This window comes from Sphingomonas xanthus (assembly GCF_007998985.1).
Taxonomy (GTDB): domain Bacteria; phylum Pseudomonadota; class Alphaproteobacteria; order Sphingomonadales; family Sphingomonadaceae; genus Sphingomicrobium; species Sphingomicrobium xanthum.
Genome location: NZ_CP041659.1, coordinates 2,056,995 through 2,072,371 on the forward strand (window position 1 = coordinate 2,056,995; position 15,377 = coordinate 2,072,371).

The window sequence follows — 15,377 nt, forward strand, 5'->3', positions numbered from 1 at the left end:
AATGGCGGTCAGGACTGGCCTATGTCGGTCGGGTCCACGGGGGGACATGATCTTCACACGGAGACAGTAATGGCGCTCGGCGCCCTGATCGGAGCCTATCAGGAAGACGATGCGGGCGGCCTGCGCGCGCTGCTTCCTCTCGCCGGGCGAACGCTGATCGAATATCAGGCGCGCTGTCTGGCGTCCGCCGGGGCGTCACCGCTGGTCGTGCTGGTCGAGCGGGTTCCGGTCGCCCTCAATGACGCCTTCGAGCGGCTCCGCTCTGAAGGCATCACGGTTGTTCCGGTCAGCGACGGTATCGAGGCGGCGAGCCGGTTCGAGCCGGGAACCCCGCTGCTGGTGCTGGCCGACGGCATCGCGCCCGATCTCGGCGACCTGGAACGGCTCGTTGATGAACCGGAATCGGCAATTCTGACCGTTCCCGATGACGAACCGCACCAACCCTTCGAGCGAATCGATGGGCTTCACCGGTGGGCGGGCGTTGCACGGGTCGATTCCAGCCTGCTCAACACCACTGCCGCGATGCTTGGGGACTGGGACCTTCAATCCACCCTACTTCGCCGGTCGGTCCAGGCCGGCGCGCGGCTCGTCGCATCAAGCTCGGGCGAGGGCCGGGGGCCGTTCCTTGCCGTCGACGAGGGTGCGATGGTGGGGTTCGAACGGCGCTTGCTGCTTGCCTCGCGCACCGCCCGGACCGATGTCGTCAGTCGCTATCTGCTTCCGCTGGTCGAGGAAGTCGCCACGCAGAAATTGATGGAAACGTCGGTGAAGCCGCCTTGGCTGCTGCATGCTGCCGTGCTGCTGACCGCTATCGCCGCTTTCTGCTTTACGAGGGGCTGGCACTGGCCGGCACTCGGTCTGCTCCTCCTGTCGACGCCGCTCGACCTGGTGGCGGGACGCCTTGCCGCCTTGCGGTTGCGACCGCTTAGCCCGTCGATGCTCTCGCGCCGGCTGTTGTGGCCGCTCACCGGGCTCGCGCTTCTGGCCCTTGGCTGGTTCGAAACGCGCAACGGTTCGGGGTGGGGCGCGGTGATGGCCGCGCTTAGCGCTGCGGCCTTTGCCGAAGCCGGCAGAGTGGAGCGCATCGGTAAACCGGTTCCCGGCGACCAATGGCTGTTTTCCGCGCGCACCGCGATCTGGCTGGCCGTCCCGTTTGGCCTGTTGGGCTGGTGGAGCGGCTATATCGCAACGCTCGCTGCCTATGCGGCGGCAAGCTTTTTCATCGCCCAACATTATCGTCACGGCGTCCAACGCGATTGACGGCGCGTTAACCCCATCTGTTTTATGGGGGGGGAATGATGCCCGTGGAATGGCCGCCCGCTGCTTTGGCAGCCGACCGCCCGGTCGATGCCGCGCGGCCGCGCGAAGGGCGTGGCCGGCTGCCCACGGTGCTTGCCGACTTCTTCCTCGACGAAAGCGCGCGGCTAACCGACGAGGAGCGGGCCTTGATGGCCGCAATGCTGCGCAACCTTATCACCCACCTTGCCGACGAGATCATTGCGAACCTGCCCGGATTAGTTGCGGCGGAGGCGGAGCGCGCGCTTGAGGGGATCAATCGGCGCCTTCGCGTTAGCAGGTTGCTGGAGCGCGAGGATGTGATCGCGCTGCTGCTGCGGCGCGCCGACGAACAGCAACTCAGCGCCGTGCCGGTCATGGCCGGATCGACATTGGCCGAGCTGGTCGGCGACGAAGATTCTGGCGTCGCGGAGGCGGCGATGACCCTGACCCTGGCGCGTGGCCGCCGAAGAGATCGCTATGGCCGACTAGAAATCGAATTCGACGATCTCGCGGCCGAGGATGCCGTCGCGCTGGTATTTGCCGTGGCTGCGGCGCTCCGCGACGGACTGGATGCATCGGCCGACCCGCACCTTACCGCCGCGGCCCGAGCGCTCCTTTCCCGCCATGACGAAGGGCGTCGTCTCGAATCGGCGGTGGCCGGATTGGCGCGGGCCCTTCATGCCGCGGGGCGGGGTGATGACAAGATCGTGCGCAAACTGGCCGAGGACGGTGATGCGGCCCTGCTGGTCGGAGTTCTTTCCCGCCGGGCCGGGGTCGACTATGTTGATGGCTGGAATCTGTTCACCAGCCGCGACATGATGATGTTGGCCCGCCTTGCCGATTGCGACCGGCCGACCGCGGCGCAAATCCTGGCAAGCTTTGACAGGGCCAATCACCAGAGCGCCGAACGGTTGATCGACCGCTACGATGCGCTCGCCCAGCCGAAGGTCGACGATTGCCGCCGCTGGCTGCGGCTCGATCTTTCCTACCGGCTTGCACGGGAAGCGCTGGAACATCCCCATGGCTAGCGCGCCAAACGATCGCGGCCCGGTGACCGGCCGGGTTGACCGTGCCGGACGGCTGGTCTCGGCCGGCCAGCCGCTGCAGCAGCTTCAGGAGGAGGCCGGGTCGAAGATCGGCGAATTGCTGGCCATTCCCCAGCTCGCAGCCGTCGCGCGCTCGGCGATGAAGCTTGGCGTGCCGCTTTCCCGTTCGATCATCGCGGCGGCCAGCGACCGCGACCTCGACCTTTGGGTCCGGGTAGACCCCGATGGCGAAGGCGCGACCCTGACGATCGAAGGGTGGCACATGCGTCCGCCGGCGCCGCCGCGCCTGACGCTGGTCGAGCCGGATCCGGCCAGTGGCGCGGCCACTCAGGCGATGGGTCAGGTGCTGGCCACAGATGCCGACCTTAACGTCACGGCTATCGATGAGGGGCTGGTGGAGCGGTTCGGCAAGGAGAAATCGGCGATTGTTGGCCAGTCGGTCACCCGGCTGTTCGCCCTCATCGAAGACGATGAAGGCGGCATGCCGATGGTCATGGCCCTTGCCGGCCACCATGATTTCGAAGGCCAGTCGGCGCGGGTGCGCGGCGGTGACGGATCGAAACTTCAGCTCAAGGGCAGCGCCGTCCGTGATGGTCGCGGCCAGTTCGCCGGCTATGAGATAGAGGTAGGCTTCGAAGGCGATCGCGCGGGGGGCGGTTCATTGTTCGACGCTTCTCTCGACGATGCGCTTCGCAGCCCCCTCGACCGGATCATCGCTGCGGCCGATCGTATCGTTGATCGCAGCGAGGGGCCGCTCCGGAGCGACTATGCCGCTTATGCCGGTGACATCGCCGCCGCAGGACGCCACCTCCTGTCGGTGATCCGGGCGATGACCGAGCAGAAGCCGGGCGACGCCGACCGGATTAATGTCGCACAGGCCGCGCGCGACGCGATCCAGCTGGTCCAGGCCAATGCAGCGGAAAAGAATATCCAGATCGAGCCGGTCGGATCGGCGCCGGTGGCGATGGCGCTTGGCGACTCCCGCGCGGCGGTTCAGATCATCGTCAACCTGCTGGGCAATGCCGTGCGCCATTCTCCGGTCGGCTCGACCATCGCGGTGATTGTCGAACAGGCGGTCAATGAAGTCGCGGTCACGATCGCCGACGAGGGACCGGGGATCGATCCCGTCGACCAGCAACGCATTTTCGAACGCTATGAGCGGGTTGGCACATCGTCCGAGGGAATCGGGCTTGGGCTGGCCATCTCCCGCCGGCTTGCCCGGTCAATGAACGGCGATATTCGCCTGAAAAGCGCGCCGGGCGAAGGCGCGCGTTTCACGCTGGTCCTGCCGATCGCCTAGCCGCGCGCGGCTACCGGGACATACTCCCGCTGGGTCGCGCCGACATACAGCTGGCGCGGACGGCCGATCTTCTGTTCCGGGTCGGAAATCATCTCGTTCCACTGGGCGACCCATCCGACCGTACGGGCGAGGGCGAAGAGTGCCGTGAACATTTCGGTCGGGAAGCCGATCGCGTTGAGGATGATGCCCGAATAGAAATCGACATTCGGATACAGCTTTTTCTCGACGAAATAGTCGTCGTGCAGGGCGATCTGTTCCAGTTCGCGGGCAACATCGAGGACCGGGTCGGAAAGGTTGAGTTCCTTCAGCACCTCTTCCGCGGTGGCCTGCATGACCTTCGCGCGCGGATCGTAATTCTTGTAGACCCGGTGGCCAAAGCCCATCAGGCGGAACGGGTCGTTCTTGTCCTTGGCGCGGGCGATATATTCGGGAATGCGCTTAACGTTGCCGATTTCGCGCAGCATGTTGAGCGCTGCCTCGTTGGCGCCGCCGTGCGCGGGACCCCAAAGGCAGGCGATACCCGCGGCAATGCAGGCGAAAGGGTTGGCGCCCGACGAGCCGGCCAGCCGGACGGTCGAGGTAGACGCATTCTGTTCATGGTCGGCGTGGAGGATAAAGATCCGCCGCATGGCATTTTCAATGATCGGATTGACCTCATAGGGTTCGGCGGGGACGCCGAAGGTCATCCTGAGGAAGTTGCCGGTGTAGCTGAGGCTGTTGTCCGGATAGAGGAACGGCTGACCGATGCTGTACTTGTAGGCCATCGCGGCGATGGTCGGCATCTTGGCGATGAGCCGGTGCGACGCCACGAGCCGCTGCTGCGGGTCGGTGATGTCGGTGCTGTCGTGATAAAAAGCCGACAAAGCGCCGACTACGCCGCACATTATCGCCATTGGGTGCGCGTCGCGGCGGAAACCCCGATAGAAGGTCGCCAGTTGTTCGTGCAGCATCGTGTGCCGGCTGATCGTATAGGTAAACTCGTCGAGCTCCTTCTGCTTCGGCAGATCGCCGTGGAGCAGGAGGTAAGCCACTTCCATGAACGTCGACTGTTCGGCTAGCTGGTCGATCGGGTAGCCGCGGTGTAGCAGCACGCCCTCATCGCCATCGATGTAGGTGATCGCGCTCTGGCAGCTGGCGGTCGAGGTGAAACCGGGATCGTAGGTGAACTGGCCGGTCTGGCCATAGAGCTTGCGGATGTCGATGACGTCCGGGCCGACCGAGCCCTCAAGCAGCGGGTAGGCGTAATCGCCACCGGTCGTGGTGAGGTTGACGGTCTTGGTCATGCGTTCGGCTCCAGCTCTTACTTCTGTTCTGGCAATTGATCGGCGATGCGAGCCAGGCTCTCGTCCTTTCCAAGGAAAACAAGGACGTCGAAGATGCCCGGCGAGGTTGTTTTGCCCGTCAGCGCCGCACGGAGCGGCTGGGCAAGCTTGCCTAGCTTAACTCCGTTCGCTTCTGCAACCTCCCGCACCGCAGCATCGAGGGAATCGTGGTCCCAATTCGGCAGTGCAGCAAGCTTTTGCCTAGCTTGGGCAAGGATGGTTCGCGCCTCCTCGGTGATCAGGCTCTGGGACTTGTCATCGAGCACAAGAGGGCGGCTCGCGTAGAGAAATTCGGCGCCCTCGGCCAGTTCGTTGATCGTATGGGCTCGGGCCTTCAGCTCCGGCATCGCCGCGATCAGTGCCGGTAGCTGCTCATAGCTAAGCCCGAATTTTGGCGAGATCAGCGTTGCCAGCCGCGCGTCGTCGGCTTCTCGCAGATAGTGGCCATTGAGATTCTCCAGCTTCTTCTGGTCGAAGCGGGAAGGGCTTTTGCCGACATGGGCGATATCGAACCATTCGACGGCCTGATCGTGGCTGATGATCTCGTCGTCGCCATGGCCCCAGCCGAGGCGGAGTAGATAGTTGAACAAAGCTTCCGGCAGGATGCCGAGATTGTCGCGATAGGCGTCGACACCGAGGGCGCCATGGCGCTTCGACAATTTTGCCCCGTCGAAGCCGTGGATCAGCGGGACATGGGCATAGTTTGGCACCGGCCAACCCATGGCGTGGATGATCGCCAGCTGGCGGAAGGCGTTATTGAGATGGTCGTCCCCGCGGATGACATGGGTGACGCCCATGTCGTGATCGTCGACCACCACCGCCAGCATATAGGTCGGAGTGCCGTCGGAGCGTAGCAGGATGAAATCGTCGATCTCGGCATTGGCGACGGTCACTCGACCCTGCACCAGATCGTCGATGACCGTTTCGCCGTCCTGGGGTGCCTTGATCCGGATCACATAGGGTTCGTCGGCAGGGCCGTCGGTTCGATCGCGCCAGGGACTATTGATGCGGAAGGGACGGCGCTCGGCCTGCGCTGCCTCACGCGCAGCGGCCAATTCCTGCTGCGACATGTAACAACGGTAAGCAGCGCCCATCTCGAGCAATTGGTGCGCGACCTCGGCATGCCGTTTCTCGAACTGCGATTGGAAATAGGGCTCGCCGTCGCCGGAAATTCCCAGCCACTGGAGACCGTCGAGGATCGCCTCGATCGCTTCCCTGGTCGAGCGAACCTTGTCGGTGTCTTCGATCCGGAGGAGATATTTGCCGCCGTGACGGCGGGCGAACAGGTAATTGAACAAGGCGGTACGGGCACCGCCGATGTGCAAATAGCCGGTTGGCGATGGGGCGAAGCGCGTAACGACGCCTTCGATCTTGCCGCTCGCGCTCAAGCGATCTTTCCTCTTGTCTGGCTTGGTCCGAATGGACTGAACGAGCGCCCCTATCATAGTGAACGCGCCGCTGGAACCGGCGCATCAACGCTTTTTGTCTGCAAGAATCGCCTGTTTTTTCCCTGCAATCGTACATTTCTTCGAACGCGAACGCGAACGTGGGCAGTCGCCCTTGTGGCTGCGTCGGAACAGGTAATGCCGCAGAGCGGGGGGGCAGCGCCGGCTCAGCCTTAGGCGTCGCTCCAGGCTGCAAGCTCGCTGCCCGACGGATCGATAAAGTGAAAGCGGCGCCCTCCGGGAAAGGCAAAGATCGGCTTGGCAATCATGCCGCCTGCCTTGATCACCGCATCGAAGGTCGCTTCGAGATCGTCGACCTTGATCACCGGCAGTGGTGCCGCAAGCGCTTCGTCCGGCTGGCCGTTGAGTCCAATGTCGGTGTCACCGCTGCTGGTCGCGGCATAGTCTGGGGAGAATTCGGTAAAGGTCCAACCGAACGACCGGGCGTAGAACGCGCGCGTCAACTCATGGGCGGTAGCGCTCGGCAGTTCGACATAATCGAGGCGGGCCGGGGCCATTGATCAATAGCGCCGGATCAAACCGGCAAGGCGGCCTTGGATCAACACTTGGTCAGGCCGATAACGCTGCGCTTCATACTGGCGGTTGGCGGGGTCCAGCCGGACCATCTGCCCTTCGCGCCGAAACGTCTTGAGGGTGGCTTCCGCCTGGTCGATCAGGGCGACGACAATGTCGCCGTCGCGCGCCGTGTCGACCTTGCGAATGAGCGCATAGTCGCCATCGAGGATGCCTTCCTCGACCATCGAATCCCCCGACACTTCAAGCGCATAATGTTCGCCCGGGCCGAGCAGCGCGGCCGGGACGGCAAAGCCTTCCGTTCCCTGAAGCGCCTCGATCGGCGTGCCTGCAGCGATCCTGCCGTGCATTGGAATTTCCACCATGTCATTGGCGGCTGCCGGGACAATGGGCCGCCGTGCGGGAGCGGGGGTCTGGACCGCCGCTTCAGGCATCCGCACGATTTCCAGCGCCCGGGCGCGATTGGGGAGCCGGCGGATGAACTGCCGCTCCTCCAGCGCCGAGATCAGCCGGTGAACCCCCGACTTCGACTTGAGGTCGAGCGCCTCGCGCATTTCGTCGAAACTGGGACTGACCCCGGTCGCCGACAGGCGGGTATGGATGAAATTCAGCAATTCATGCTGCTTTGAAGTTAGCATCGGACCCTCCGTCCCGGAACGAATAGGGAACGTGTAGGAAACGAACTGGCGAACTGTCAAGAGCCCGCGCTGCAAAGTCCCAGAAATGCCCTCAGGAGCGCATGGCCATGGTCGGTGGCGATGCTTTCCGGATGGAACTGGATTCCATGGACTGGCGCGTCGGCGTGGCGCATCGCCATCACCGTTCCATCGGCGGCCCAGGCATTGGCAAGAAGAGGTGCAATAGGATTGGGAACCGCCAGCGAATGGTAGCGGGTAGCCGCGAACGGGGAGGGCAGGGCCGCAAACAGTCCGGTCCCGTCATGGCTGACTGTTGCTACCTTGCCATGGACCGGTTCGGTGCGGCAAACCTCCGACCCACAGGCCTCGGCAATCGCCTGATGGCCGAGGCAAACGCCGAGCAGCGGATGGCGCCGCGCGATGCAGGCTTTGGCGAGGTCGACGGAGATTCCTGCTTGCCGCGGGCCGCCCGGACCGGGCGAGATGACTACGCCCGAAACGCCGAGGGCGAAGGCTTGGCCGACATCGATGGCGTCACTCCGTTCGACCCGGATATCAGCCCCCAATGTCGCCAGATAGTCCACCAGCATGAAGGTGAAGCTGTCGACATTGTCGAGAACCAGGATCGCCGGGGCGGCCATCCGCCGCTGCTTACTGGCCCGACCCGATAATCCGCTGGCGCGCCGCGGCGATCGCGTCGGCGTCACGCTCGACGCCCTGATCGGCCTTGAGCGCGGCAAGAAACTGCTCGCCGAGCTCGTTCGACGCGGTCTGCTGGAAGGCCGACTGGGTCTGGCTGATCAGGCCGGGGTTGTTGAGCGCATTGCCGGGCGTGATCTTGTTGGTCTTGACGATCACGAAGCCGCGATTTTGCGGGTCGGCAACCAGCCGGCTCTTGCCCTCGGACAGCGAGAACATCATCCGCAACGCGGTCACGGCATCGGCATTGGCCTGGGTGATTTGCAGGCGGCGGGCCGTGACCGACTCGATCGGCGGCAGGGCGACGCCAGCAGAGGCGCGCGCCTCGTCCATGGACATGCCGCGGGCGACCTTGGCGGCAATCTCGGAAGCTACCGCGCGGGCACGATCGAGCGCCTTGCGCTTGATCCAGTCATCGCGAACCTTTTCGCGAATCTGGGCAAGCGGCGCCGGTGCGGCCTCGATCACGCGATCAACCCCGACCAGCGCATAGCCGGCGTCATTCGGCAGGGTGATGACCTCGGGATCATCGTCGACGGCCATCGCGAAGCCGGCCTGGAGCGCGGGCGCAAGTTCGGTCGGAAGGCGGAAATCGCCGTCGCCGCGCGCAGTTCCGTTGCTGAAAATGCCTGGCGTCGTCACAACCTGCAACTTGGCCGCGGCGGCGGCCTCGGCAAAGCTAGCTCCGTCAGCGATCTGGTCTTCGACCTGGGTCAAAAGGTCAGTCAGCGCTTCCTTGCGCTTGTTCGCGGCAAGCAGGGTTGCAATCTCGCCACGCGCAGCCGCCAGCGAGCGGCCCGAAGCGGCGCGAACTTCCTCGATCTTGATGACGTGCCAGCCCAGGTCGGATCGAACCGGTCCGACGATTGCACCCGATTTGGCGGAGAAGGCGGCGTTGGCGACAGTCTCGCCGGCGAGCGCGCCAAATTGTTCACGGTTCTGAGCGCCGAGCGTCACGTCGGCAGCGGCGAAGCCGGCAGGCGCGGCGGCGGCAGCAAAGGCCGCGCCGCCGCGAGCGCGGGCGGCGATACCGTCGGCTGCCGCCTTGTCCTGGACGACGGCCTGGCTGATCACCCGCGTTTCCAGACCGCCATAGGTCGCCCGGTTGGCGTTGTAATAGGCGGCAATTTCGGCGTCGGTCGGCTGGACACCGGCAACTGCTTCAGGGCCGAGTCGCGCGATTTTCAGCACCCGCTGTTCCGGAATGACGTAACGCTGCCGGTTTTGGGCGTAGAAGGATTGAAGGTCACCATCGGACGGATTGAGACCAGCGCGGAACATTTCCGCGGGAACAAGGGCCATCTGGCCTTCGCGCTGCTCTAGCAACATGTCGGCGTAGGACCGGGCCACGCCGATCGGGACGCGGGCTTCGACCGCCGCAGGCGCAACAATCAGGCGCTGCATCAGGGCGACCCGCAACATGTTGCGGAGCTGCGCGTCGGTCATCTGCTGCTGCTGCAGGAAGGCTGCATAGGCCTGGTCATTGAATTTGCCGTCGAGTCCCCGGGTCTGCGGCAGGCTGGCAATCTGTCCGTCCACCAGGCGCTTGGACAGGAAGAAGCCATGATCTTGCGCGAAGGAAAGCAAAGCCTTTTCGTCGACGAGGCTCTCAAGCAATGCACCGAACTGGCCGGCAATCGAGGCATAGGTTGCCGTCGGATCCTCACGCTGCGCATCCTGTAGCGCGCGTCGCATGCGATCGCTCAATTCGCGCTCGCTCACTTCCTCGCTGCCGACTTCGACCAAGGCCTCGCCGCCACCGCCACCCATCGTTCCCGAACGAACGTTGGAAAGATCGGCCAGCGCGAAGGAGGCAAGGATAGCCAGAAGAAACAGAACCGCGACGACGGTCCCCAGCGCGGACTTGGAAAGGTTACGGAAGGCGGCGAGCATTCAACTCTCTCGGCTTTGAAAAGGGTTGGGGTCGCTTTAGGGGCGGCATCCTGCAACAGCAAGCAAGCTGAAAGGGGAATCGGATATGGCGCGGCGCAAGCTGGTGGTGGGCAACTGGAAAATGCACGGGGTCGCGGCCAACCTGGGTCAGGTCACGCACATTTCAATCGCCGCCGAAGTTACAGATATCGACATGGCGCTGTGCCTTCCGGCGACGCTGATCGAGCGCGGAGTCCGCGCTGCGCCGGGCTTCGCGATCGGCGGACAGGACGTCCATGCCTTTCCCGAAGGCCCCCACACTGGCGCCATTTCCGCCGCCATGCTGCTGGATGCCGGCGCAAGGCTGACCATCGTCGGCCATAGCGAACGGCGCGAAGGCCAGGGCGAGACCGACGCCGATGTCAAAGCCAAGGCCGAGGCTGCCTTGTCGGCTGGCCTCGACGTCATCCTGTGCATTGGCGAGAGCGATGCGGTGCGCGAGGCTGGAAAGGCGGTGGCGACCGTCTCGGCCCAGCTCGACGCCTCGCTCCCCGACAAGGTCGCAGACCCCGCCCGTTTCTCGATCGCCTATGAACCGATCTGGGCGATCGGCACCGGCAAGATCCCCTCGGTTCACGACATTGAAGAAATGCATTCCGCACTTCGCGGGCGGTTGGTCGCAGCCTATGGCGATGCCGGCAACCAGATCCGCATCCTCTACGGCGGATCGGTCAAGGCCGCCAACGCAGCCAACATCTTCGCAGTGGACAATGTCGATGGCGCGCTGGTGGGCGGCGCGAGCCTGTTGGCGGCGGATTTCCTGCCGATCGTGGAAGCCGCGGCCCAGGCAGGCTGAGCCTCGTTCATTGAATAATCAGCAAGGGGTTGTTACCAAAGTTTCAATCATCTCAACGGGAAAGGTAACAATGCGGATTTTCGTAACGCTGGCTTCACTATCATTGGCTTTTGCTGCTCCGGCTTTCGCCCAGGCAGGTTTTGCGGTCGGGACACCGGTCACCGACGTCAAGGGCGGCGCCGTCGGCACCGTTACCGCCATCAATGGCGATGTCGTCACCGTGCGCACCGACAAGCATGAGGCCAATCTTGGCCGCGACAGCTTTACCCCGCATGAGGGCAAGCTGCTTTTCTCCATGACCCAGGCCGAACTCAATGCCGCGGTCGAAAAGGACAAGGCTGCGGCCGAAGCCTCCCTGGTGGCTGGCGCAACGGTCAACGGCCGGGCCGGAACTCCTGTCGGCACGATTGACTCGATCGACAGCGAGTTTGTCACGGTAAAGCTGGCGTCGGGCAAGCTGGTTCGCCTGCCGCGTACCGGAATCGCTGGAAGCCCCAACGGCGCGGTGATCGGCCTTACTGCCGACCAGCTCGAGGCCCAAGTCAGCGCAACGGCCCAATAAGCAGACACCATACGTCGGGCGCGCGTTGAGTTTTCAGCGCGCGCCGACTATCTGCTGCGACGATTCACTCTTTTCGAAACGGCCCGGTCCCCATGTTCACCTTCCTTCTGATCTTCCAGACGATCGTTGCAGTCGCGCTTGTCGCGGTGATTCTCATGCAGCGTTCGGAAGGCGGCGGGCTTGGGGTCGGCGGCTCGTCTTCGGGGGGCGGCCTGATGACCGCACGCGGCGCGGCGGATTTCCTGACTCGCTCGACCGCGATCCTCGGCGGGATTTTCATTTTCCTGTCGATCGCCCTGGCCGCGATCGCCGGCGTTAGCGGGGAAGCGCCGACGGTCGACACGTCGCTGGCCGCGCCGCAACCGACCCAGCCGGTGGCTCCGGCGCCGACTGAGGCACCGGCAGTTCCGCTCGCCCAATAATCAGCCCGTTCGGCCAGATTTTTTTCACTTCGACAATTTGAGCGCTTGCCTTGCAAGGGTGAGCGCCCGTAAGGCCCGACTCCCATGGCGCGGTATATTTTCATCACCGGCGGCGTGGTCTCATCGCTCGGCAAGGGTTTGTTGGCAGCTTCCTTGGGGGCGCTGTTGCAGGCGCGAGGCTTTTCGGTCCGAATCCGTAAGTTCGATCCCTATTTGAACGTCGATCCCGGGACCATGTCGCCCTATCAGCACGGCGAAGTCTACGTGACGGACGACGGGGCGGAAACCGACCTCGACCTCGGCCATTACGAACGCTTCACCGGGGTCTCTGCGCGCCAGAGCGACAACATCACTTCGGGCCGTATCTATCGCGACATTATCGCGCGCGAGCGTCGCGGCGATTATCTTGGCGCGACGGTCCAGGTCGTTCCCCATGTCACCAACGCGATCAAGGAATTCGCCCAGGCCGACATCGATGGCCTAGACTTCGTGATCTGCGAAATTGGCGGGACGGTCGGCGACATCGAAAGCCTGCCTTTCGTCGAAGCCATCCGACAGCTGAAGAACGACCTCGGCCGGGGGCAGGCGGCCTTCGTTCACACGACACTGGTCCCTTACATCGCCGCCGCCGGCGAGTTGAAGACGAAGCCGACTCAGCATTCCGTTCGGGAACTTACGAGTTACGGAATCCAGCCCGACGTGCTGCTGTGCCGCGCCGACCGGCCGATCCCGGAAAGCGAGCGCAACAAGATCGCATTGTTCTGCAACGTTCCTACTTCGGCGGTCATCCAGGCGCTCGATGCCCGGTCGATCTACGACGTGCCGCTGGCCTATCATTACGAAGGCCTGGACGCGGAAGTCCTGAAAGTGTTCGGAATCGAGGACGCGCCCGACCCCGATCTCACCCGCTGGAAAGACATCATGGACCGCGTCGACCACCCGGAAGGGGAGGTCACGATCGGCGTCGTCGGCAAATATGTCGGCCTGCCCGATGCCTACAAGAGTTTGCGCGAGGCCCTCGTCCACGGCGGGCTCGCCAACCGGGTCAAGGTCAACATCCGCTGGATCGACGCCGAACTGTTCGAAAAGGCCGACGTCGACCTAGCCGCCGAACTGGAACCGCTGCACGGCATCCTTGTACCCGGTGGGTTCGGCGAGCGCGGCAGCGAGGGCAAGATCGCCTCCGTCCGCTTCGCTCGCGAACGCGAAGTGCCCTTCTTCGGCATCTGTCTCGGCATGCAAATGGCGTGCATCGAAGGCGCGCGGAACACGGCCGGGATCGCCGATGCATCGACTACCGAGTTCGGCGATACCAGCGAGCCAGTTGTCGGCCTCATCACCGAATGGATGAGCGAGGAGGGACTGCAAAAACGGACCGCGGAGACCGACATGGGCGGGACGATGCGGCTCGGCGCCTATACGGCGCAGCTCAAGGGCAACAGCCATGCAGCCTCGATTTATGGCGCGACGGAAATCAGCGAGCGGCACCGGCACCGTTATGAGGTCAACGTCCATTATCGCGAAGCACTTGAAAAGGGCGGACTGACCTTTTCCGGCATGTCGCCCGATGGCGAATTGCCCGAAATCGTCGAACGGCCCGAGCATCCCTGGTTCATCGGGGTCCAGTTCCACCCGGAGCTCAAGAGTCGCCCGTTCAACCCCCATCCCCTGTTTTCAGGATTCATCGGGGCGGCTTTGAAGCAGTCTCGCCTGGTTTAAGTTGCTGAGTTTAACGCAGATTATTTGATTCATTTGCCGTTAAGGCGAAGAGTCGTTACGTCGGCGACATGCAGGGAAAAATGACCATCGCAATGATCCTCGCGGCTTTCGGTTCGACCGTCAGCTTTGCTGCCGAGGTCACCAAGCGGCCGGCCTGCCCCAAGACGGAGCAGGCTCCGACCCAGACCCAGCGCCAGCAGGCGCCGCGTGCCGAATCGCAGCCGCGCAAGGCTCGGCCAAGCGGGTGTCCGCTGACCCGCGCAATCCCGGCCGTGGTCGACCCGACCCCGTTCTTCCTGATCTGATTACCGTCCCATTGCCCGACTGGCGCCTCGCCCTTAATTGGGCGGGATGAGCAACGTCATTTCGACCCGACTGCTGGTGCTTGGTTCCGGCCCTGCCGGCCTGACCGCCGCCATTTATGCCGCCCGCGCCGGCCTATCCCCGATCGTCGTCCAGGGCATCCAGCCTGGCGGTCAGCTGACCACCACGACGGACGTCGAAAACTATCCGGGATTCCGCGATGTCATCCAGGGCCCCTGGCTGATGGAGGAGATGCAGGCTCAAGCCGAGCATGTCGGCACCAAAATGGTGTGGGACCATGTCAGCGAAGTCGACCTTTCCCGGCGGCCCTTCGTATTGAAGGGTGACAGCGGCGAATATCATGCCGACACGCTGGTCATCGCTACCGGCGCACAAGCCAAATGGCTTGGCCTTCCTTCCGAAGAACATATGAAGGGGAAGGGCGCATCGGCCTGCGCCACCTGCGACGGCTTCTTCTATCGTGGCAAGAAGGTCGCGGTGATCGGTGGCGGCAACACCGCGGTCGAGGAAGCGCTTTACCTCACCAACCACAGCCATGACGTGACCTTGATTCATCGCCGCGATTCGCTTCGCGCCGAGAAGATCTTGCAGGACAGGCTGTTTGCCCATCCCAACATCAAGATTATCTGGGACAGCGAGGTCGCCGAATTCGTCGGTGGCGGCCAGCCCGAGGCGCTGGTGGGACTCGATATTCGCAACCTGAAGACCGGCGCGGTCAGCCGTCTTGATGTTGACGGCGCCTTCGTTGCCATCGGTCACAAGCCCGCCACCGAATTGTTCCACGGTAAGCTCAAGCTCGACAGCGATGGCTATATCGAAGTCGAAACCGGCACCACGCGCACTTCGGTCGAAGGCGTGTTCGCGTGCGGCGACGTGATGGACAAGATATATCGCCAGGCGGTCACCGCCGCCGGCACCGGTTGCATGGCGGCTCTCGACGCAGAGCGCTTCCTCGCAGCCGAGGAATTCGAGGCGCTCCAGGCAGCGGAATAATTTCCGGGCGCTACCTAGGTCAGAGAAAGCCGCTGTGCGAGCGCAAGAAGGCGGCCGAAGCTCATCAGGTCTTCCGCCTCGACATCCTCATCCTCGATCAGGATGCCAAGCCGCTCTTCCATCTCGGTGAGCAGGGTTGCGACCGCCATCGAATCGAATTCAGGCAGGGCGCCGAACAGCTCGGTCTCTTCATCGAACGCCGCGGCGCGCTCCGCGGATATCCCCAGCACGTCGACCAGTAGCGCGCGCAGCGTCGCATCCACTTCCGCGCGATCGTCCCACGCCACGAATGCCCCTCCCTCGGTCGCCATGGCGCCGCCCCCTAGGGAAAGGCGGCGCGTGAGGCAAGCTTTGCAGGCCAGGACGC

General features: G+C 63.7%; 16 protein-coding genes. 9 read left to right on the plus strand and 7 right to left on the minus strand.

All coding sequences use genetic code 11. The features are described 5' to 3' along the window. Positions 1–69 precede the first annotated feature (69 nt). From FMM02_RS10370 to FMM02_RS10380, 3 genes are read left to right on the plus strand one after another with little or no spacing between them, the layout of a single operon-like run. Positions 70–1,260 carry a glycosyltransferase family protein gene (locus FMM02_RS10370; RefSeq protein WP_147494767.1) on the plus strand — a complete coding sequence of 397 codons (1,191 nt, stop codon included), beginning with the start codon at positions 70–72 and terminating at the stop codon, positions 1,258–1,260. 35 nt (positions 1,261–1,295) lie between these two features. Further along, the gene (locus tag FMM02_RS10375; RefSeq protein ID WP_147494768.1) at positions 1,296–2,306 is read left to right on the plus strand and encodes a hypothetical protein; all 1,011 of its coding nucleotides are present in this window, start codon (positions 1,296–1,298) and stop codon (positions 2,304–2,306) included. Next, positions 2,299–3,624, plus strand: a complete 1,326-nt coding sequence (locus FMM02_RS10380) for a sensor histidine kinase (RefSeq protein ID WP_187107767.1) — start codon at positions 2,299–2,301, stop codon at positions 3,622–3,624. Before FMM02_RS10375 ends, FMM02_RS10380 begins: the two co-directional genes overlap by 8 nt. On the opposite strand, the gene FMM02_RS10385 is transcribed toward FMM02_RS10380, so the two are convergent. The 6 genes from FMM02_RS10385 to FMM02_RS10410 all read right to left on the minus strand — a co-directional run bounded on the left by FMM02_RS10385 (position 3,621) and on the right by FMM02_RS10410 (position 10,155). Next, positions 3,621–4,907: a citrate synthase gene (locus tag FMM02_RS10385; protein ID WP_147494770.1), complete on the minus strand. Its 1,287-nt coding sequence runs from the start codon at positions 4,905–4,907 to the stop codon at positions 3,621–3,623. The genes FMM02_RS10380 and FMM02_RS10385 overlap by 4 nt on opposite strands. Before the next feature lie 17 nt (positions 4,908–4,924). Beyond that, positions 4,925–6,334: a glutamate--tRNA ligase gene (gltX, locus tag FMM02_RS10390; protein ID WP_246104775.1), complete on the minus strand. Its 1,410-nt coding sequence runs from the start codon at positions 6,332–6,334 to the stop codon at positions 4,925–4,927. Positions 6,335–6,564: 230 nt separating this feature from the next. Then, positions 6,565–6,909, minus strand: coding sequence for a VOC family protein (locus FMM02_RS10395; RefSeq protein WP_147494772.1), 345 nt, complete (start codon positions 6,907–6,909; stop codon positions 6,565–6,567). A 3-nt stretch (positions 6,910–6,912) separates the two neighbouring features. Further along, complete coding sequence (gene lexA / locus FMM02_RS10400; protein WP_147494773.1) at positions 6,913–7,563, minus strand: transcriptional repressor LexA; 651 nt, start codon at positions 7,561–7,563, stop codon at positions 6,913–6,915. Between the two features lie 56 nt (positions 7,564–7,619). Next, on the minus strand, positions 7,620–8,204 hold the full coding sequence (locus FMM02_RS10405) for an anthranilate synthase component II (protein WP_147494774.1): 585 nt from the start codon (positions 8,202–8,204) through the stop codon (positions 7,620–7,622). Positions 8,205–8,214: 10 nt separating this feature from the next. Next, positions 8,215–10,155 (minus strand): peptidylprolyl isomerase, encoded by a 1,941-nt coding sequence (locus tag FMM02_RS10410; RefSeq protein WP_147494775.1) that lies wholly within the window; start codon positions 10,153–10,155, stop codon positions 8,215–8,217. An 85-nt stretch (positions 10,156–10,240) separates the two neighbouring features. On the opposite strand from FMM02_RS10410, the gene tpiA reads away from it, so the two are divergent. The 6 genes from tpiA to trxB all read left to right on the plus strand — a co-directional run bounded on the left by tpiA (position 10,241) and on the right by trxB (position 15,010). Continuing rightward, the gene (gene tpiA / locus FMM02_RS10415; RefSeq protein ID WP_147494776.1) at positions 10,241–10,990 is read left to right on the plus strand and encodes a triose-phosphate isomerase; all 750 of its coding nucleotides are present in this window, start codon (positions 10,241–10,243) and stop codon (positions 10,988–10,990) included. 70 nt (positions 10,991–11,060) lie between these two features. Further along, a complete protein-coding gene (locus FMM02_RS10420; RefSeq protein ID WP_147494777.1) occupies positions 11,061–11,552 on the plus strand; it encodes a hypothetical protein in 492 nt (163 codons plus the stop codon). Positions 11,553–11,644: 92 nt separating this feature from the next. Further along, positions 11,645–11,974: a preprotein translocase subunit SecG gene (gene secG / locus FMM02_RS10425; RefSeq protein ID WP_147494778.1), complete on the plus strand. Its 330-nt coding sequence runs from the start codon at positions 11,645–11,647 to the stop codon at positions 11,972–11,974. Between the two features lie 84 nt (positions 11,975–12,058). Continuing rightward, complete coding sequence (locus tag FMM02_RS10430) at positions 12,059–13,693, plus strand: CTP synthase (protein WP_147494779.1); 1,635 nt, start codon at positions 12,059–12,061, stop codon at positions 13,691–13,693. 80 nt (positions 13,694–13,773) lie between these two features. Further along, positions 13,774–13,998 (plus strand): hypothetical protein, encoded by a 225-nt coding sequence (locus FMM02_RS10435; RefSeq protein ID WP_147494780.1) that lies wholly within the window; start codon positions 13,774–13,776, stop codon positions 13,996–13,998. A gap of 46 nt (positions 13,999–14,044) precedes the next feature. Continuing rightward, complete coding sequence (gene trxB / locus FMM02_RS10440) at positions 14,045–15,010, plus strand: thioredoxin-disulfide reductase (RefSeq protein ID WP_187107768.1); 966 nt, start codon at positions 14,045–14,047, stop codon at positions 15,008–15,010. A 14-nt stretch (positions 15,011–15,024) separates the two neighbouring features. On the opposite strand, the gene FMM02_RS10445 is transcribed toward trxB, so the two are convergent. After that, entirely contained in the window at positions 15,025–15,321 is a 297-nt protein-coding gene (locus FMM02_RS10445; protein ID WP_187107769.1) for an acyl carrier protein, read from the minus strand. Positions 15,322–15,377: the final 56 nt, after the last annotated feature.

What these genes read in the sequence shown, in the direction of transcription:
- FMM02_RS10370 (WP_147494767.1), top strand. Translation starts at nt 70, where the DNA reads ATGGCGCTCGGCGCCCTGATCGGAGCCTATCAGGAAGACGATGCGGGC.
- tpiA (WP_147494776.1), top strand. Translation starts at nt 10,241, where the DNA reads ATGGCGCGGCGCAAGCTGGTGGTGGGCAACTGGAAAATGCACGGGGTC.
- trxB (WP_187107768.1), top strand. Translation starts at nt 14,045, where the DNA reads ATGAGCAACGTCATTTCGACCCGACTGCTGGTGCTTGGTTCCGGCCCT.
- secG (WP_147494778.1), top strand. Translation starts at nt 11,645, where the DNA reads ATGTTCACCTTCCTTCTGATCTTCCAGACGATCGTTGCAGTCGCGCTT.
- FMM02_RS10445 (WP_187107769.1), bottom strand. Translation starts at nt 15,321, where the DNA reads ATGGCGACCGAGGGAGGGGCATTCGTGGCGTGGGACGATCGCGCGGAA.
- FMM02_RS10385 (WP_147494770.1), bottom strand. Translation starts at nt 4,907, where the DNA reads ATGACCAAGACCGTCAACCTCACCACGACCGGTGGCGATTACGCCTAC.
- FMM02_RS10420 (WP_147494777.1), top strand. Translation starts at nt 11,061, where the DNA reads ATGCGGATTTTCGTAACGCTGGCTTCACTATCATTGGCTTTTGCTGCT.
- FMM02_RS10430 (WP_147494779.1), top strand. Translation starts at nt 12,059, where the DNA reads ATGGCGCGGTATATTTTCATCACCGGCGGCGTGGTCTCATCGCTCGGC.
- FMM02_RS10435 (WP_147494780.1), top strand. Translation starts at nt 13,774, where the DNA reads ATGACCATCGCAATGATCCTCGCGGCTTTCGGTTCGACCGTCAGCTTT.
- FMM02_RS10405 (WP_147494774.1), bottom strand. Translation starts at nt 8,204, where the DNA reads ATGGCCGCCCCGGCGATCCTGGTTCTCGACAATGTCGACAGCTTCACC.
- lexA (WP_147494773.1), bottom strand. Translation starts at nt 7,563, where the DNA reads ATGCTAACTTCAAAGCAGCATGAATTGCTGAATTTCATCCATACCCGC.
- FMM02_RS10380 (WP_187107767.1), top strand. Translation starts at nt 2,299, where the DNA reads ATGGCTAGCGCGCCAAACGATCGCGGCCCGGTGACCGGCCGGGTTGAC.
- FMM02_RS10395 (WP_147494772.1), bottom strand. Translation starts at nt 6,909, where the DNA reads ATGGCCCCGGCCCGCCTCGATTATGTCGAACTGCCGAGCGCTACCGCC.
- FMM02_RS10375 (WP_147494768.1), top strand. Translation starts at nt 1,296, where the DNA reads ATGATGCCCGTGGAATGGCCGCCCGCTGCTTTGGCAGCCGACCGCCCG.
- FMM02_RS10410 (WP_147494775.1), bottom strand. Translation starts at nt 10,155, where the DNA reads ATGCTCGCCGCCTTCCGTAACCTTTCCAAGTCCGCGCTGGGGACCGTC.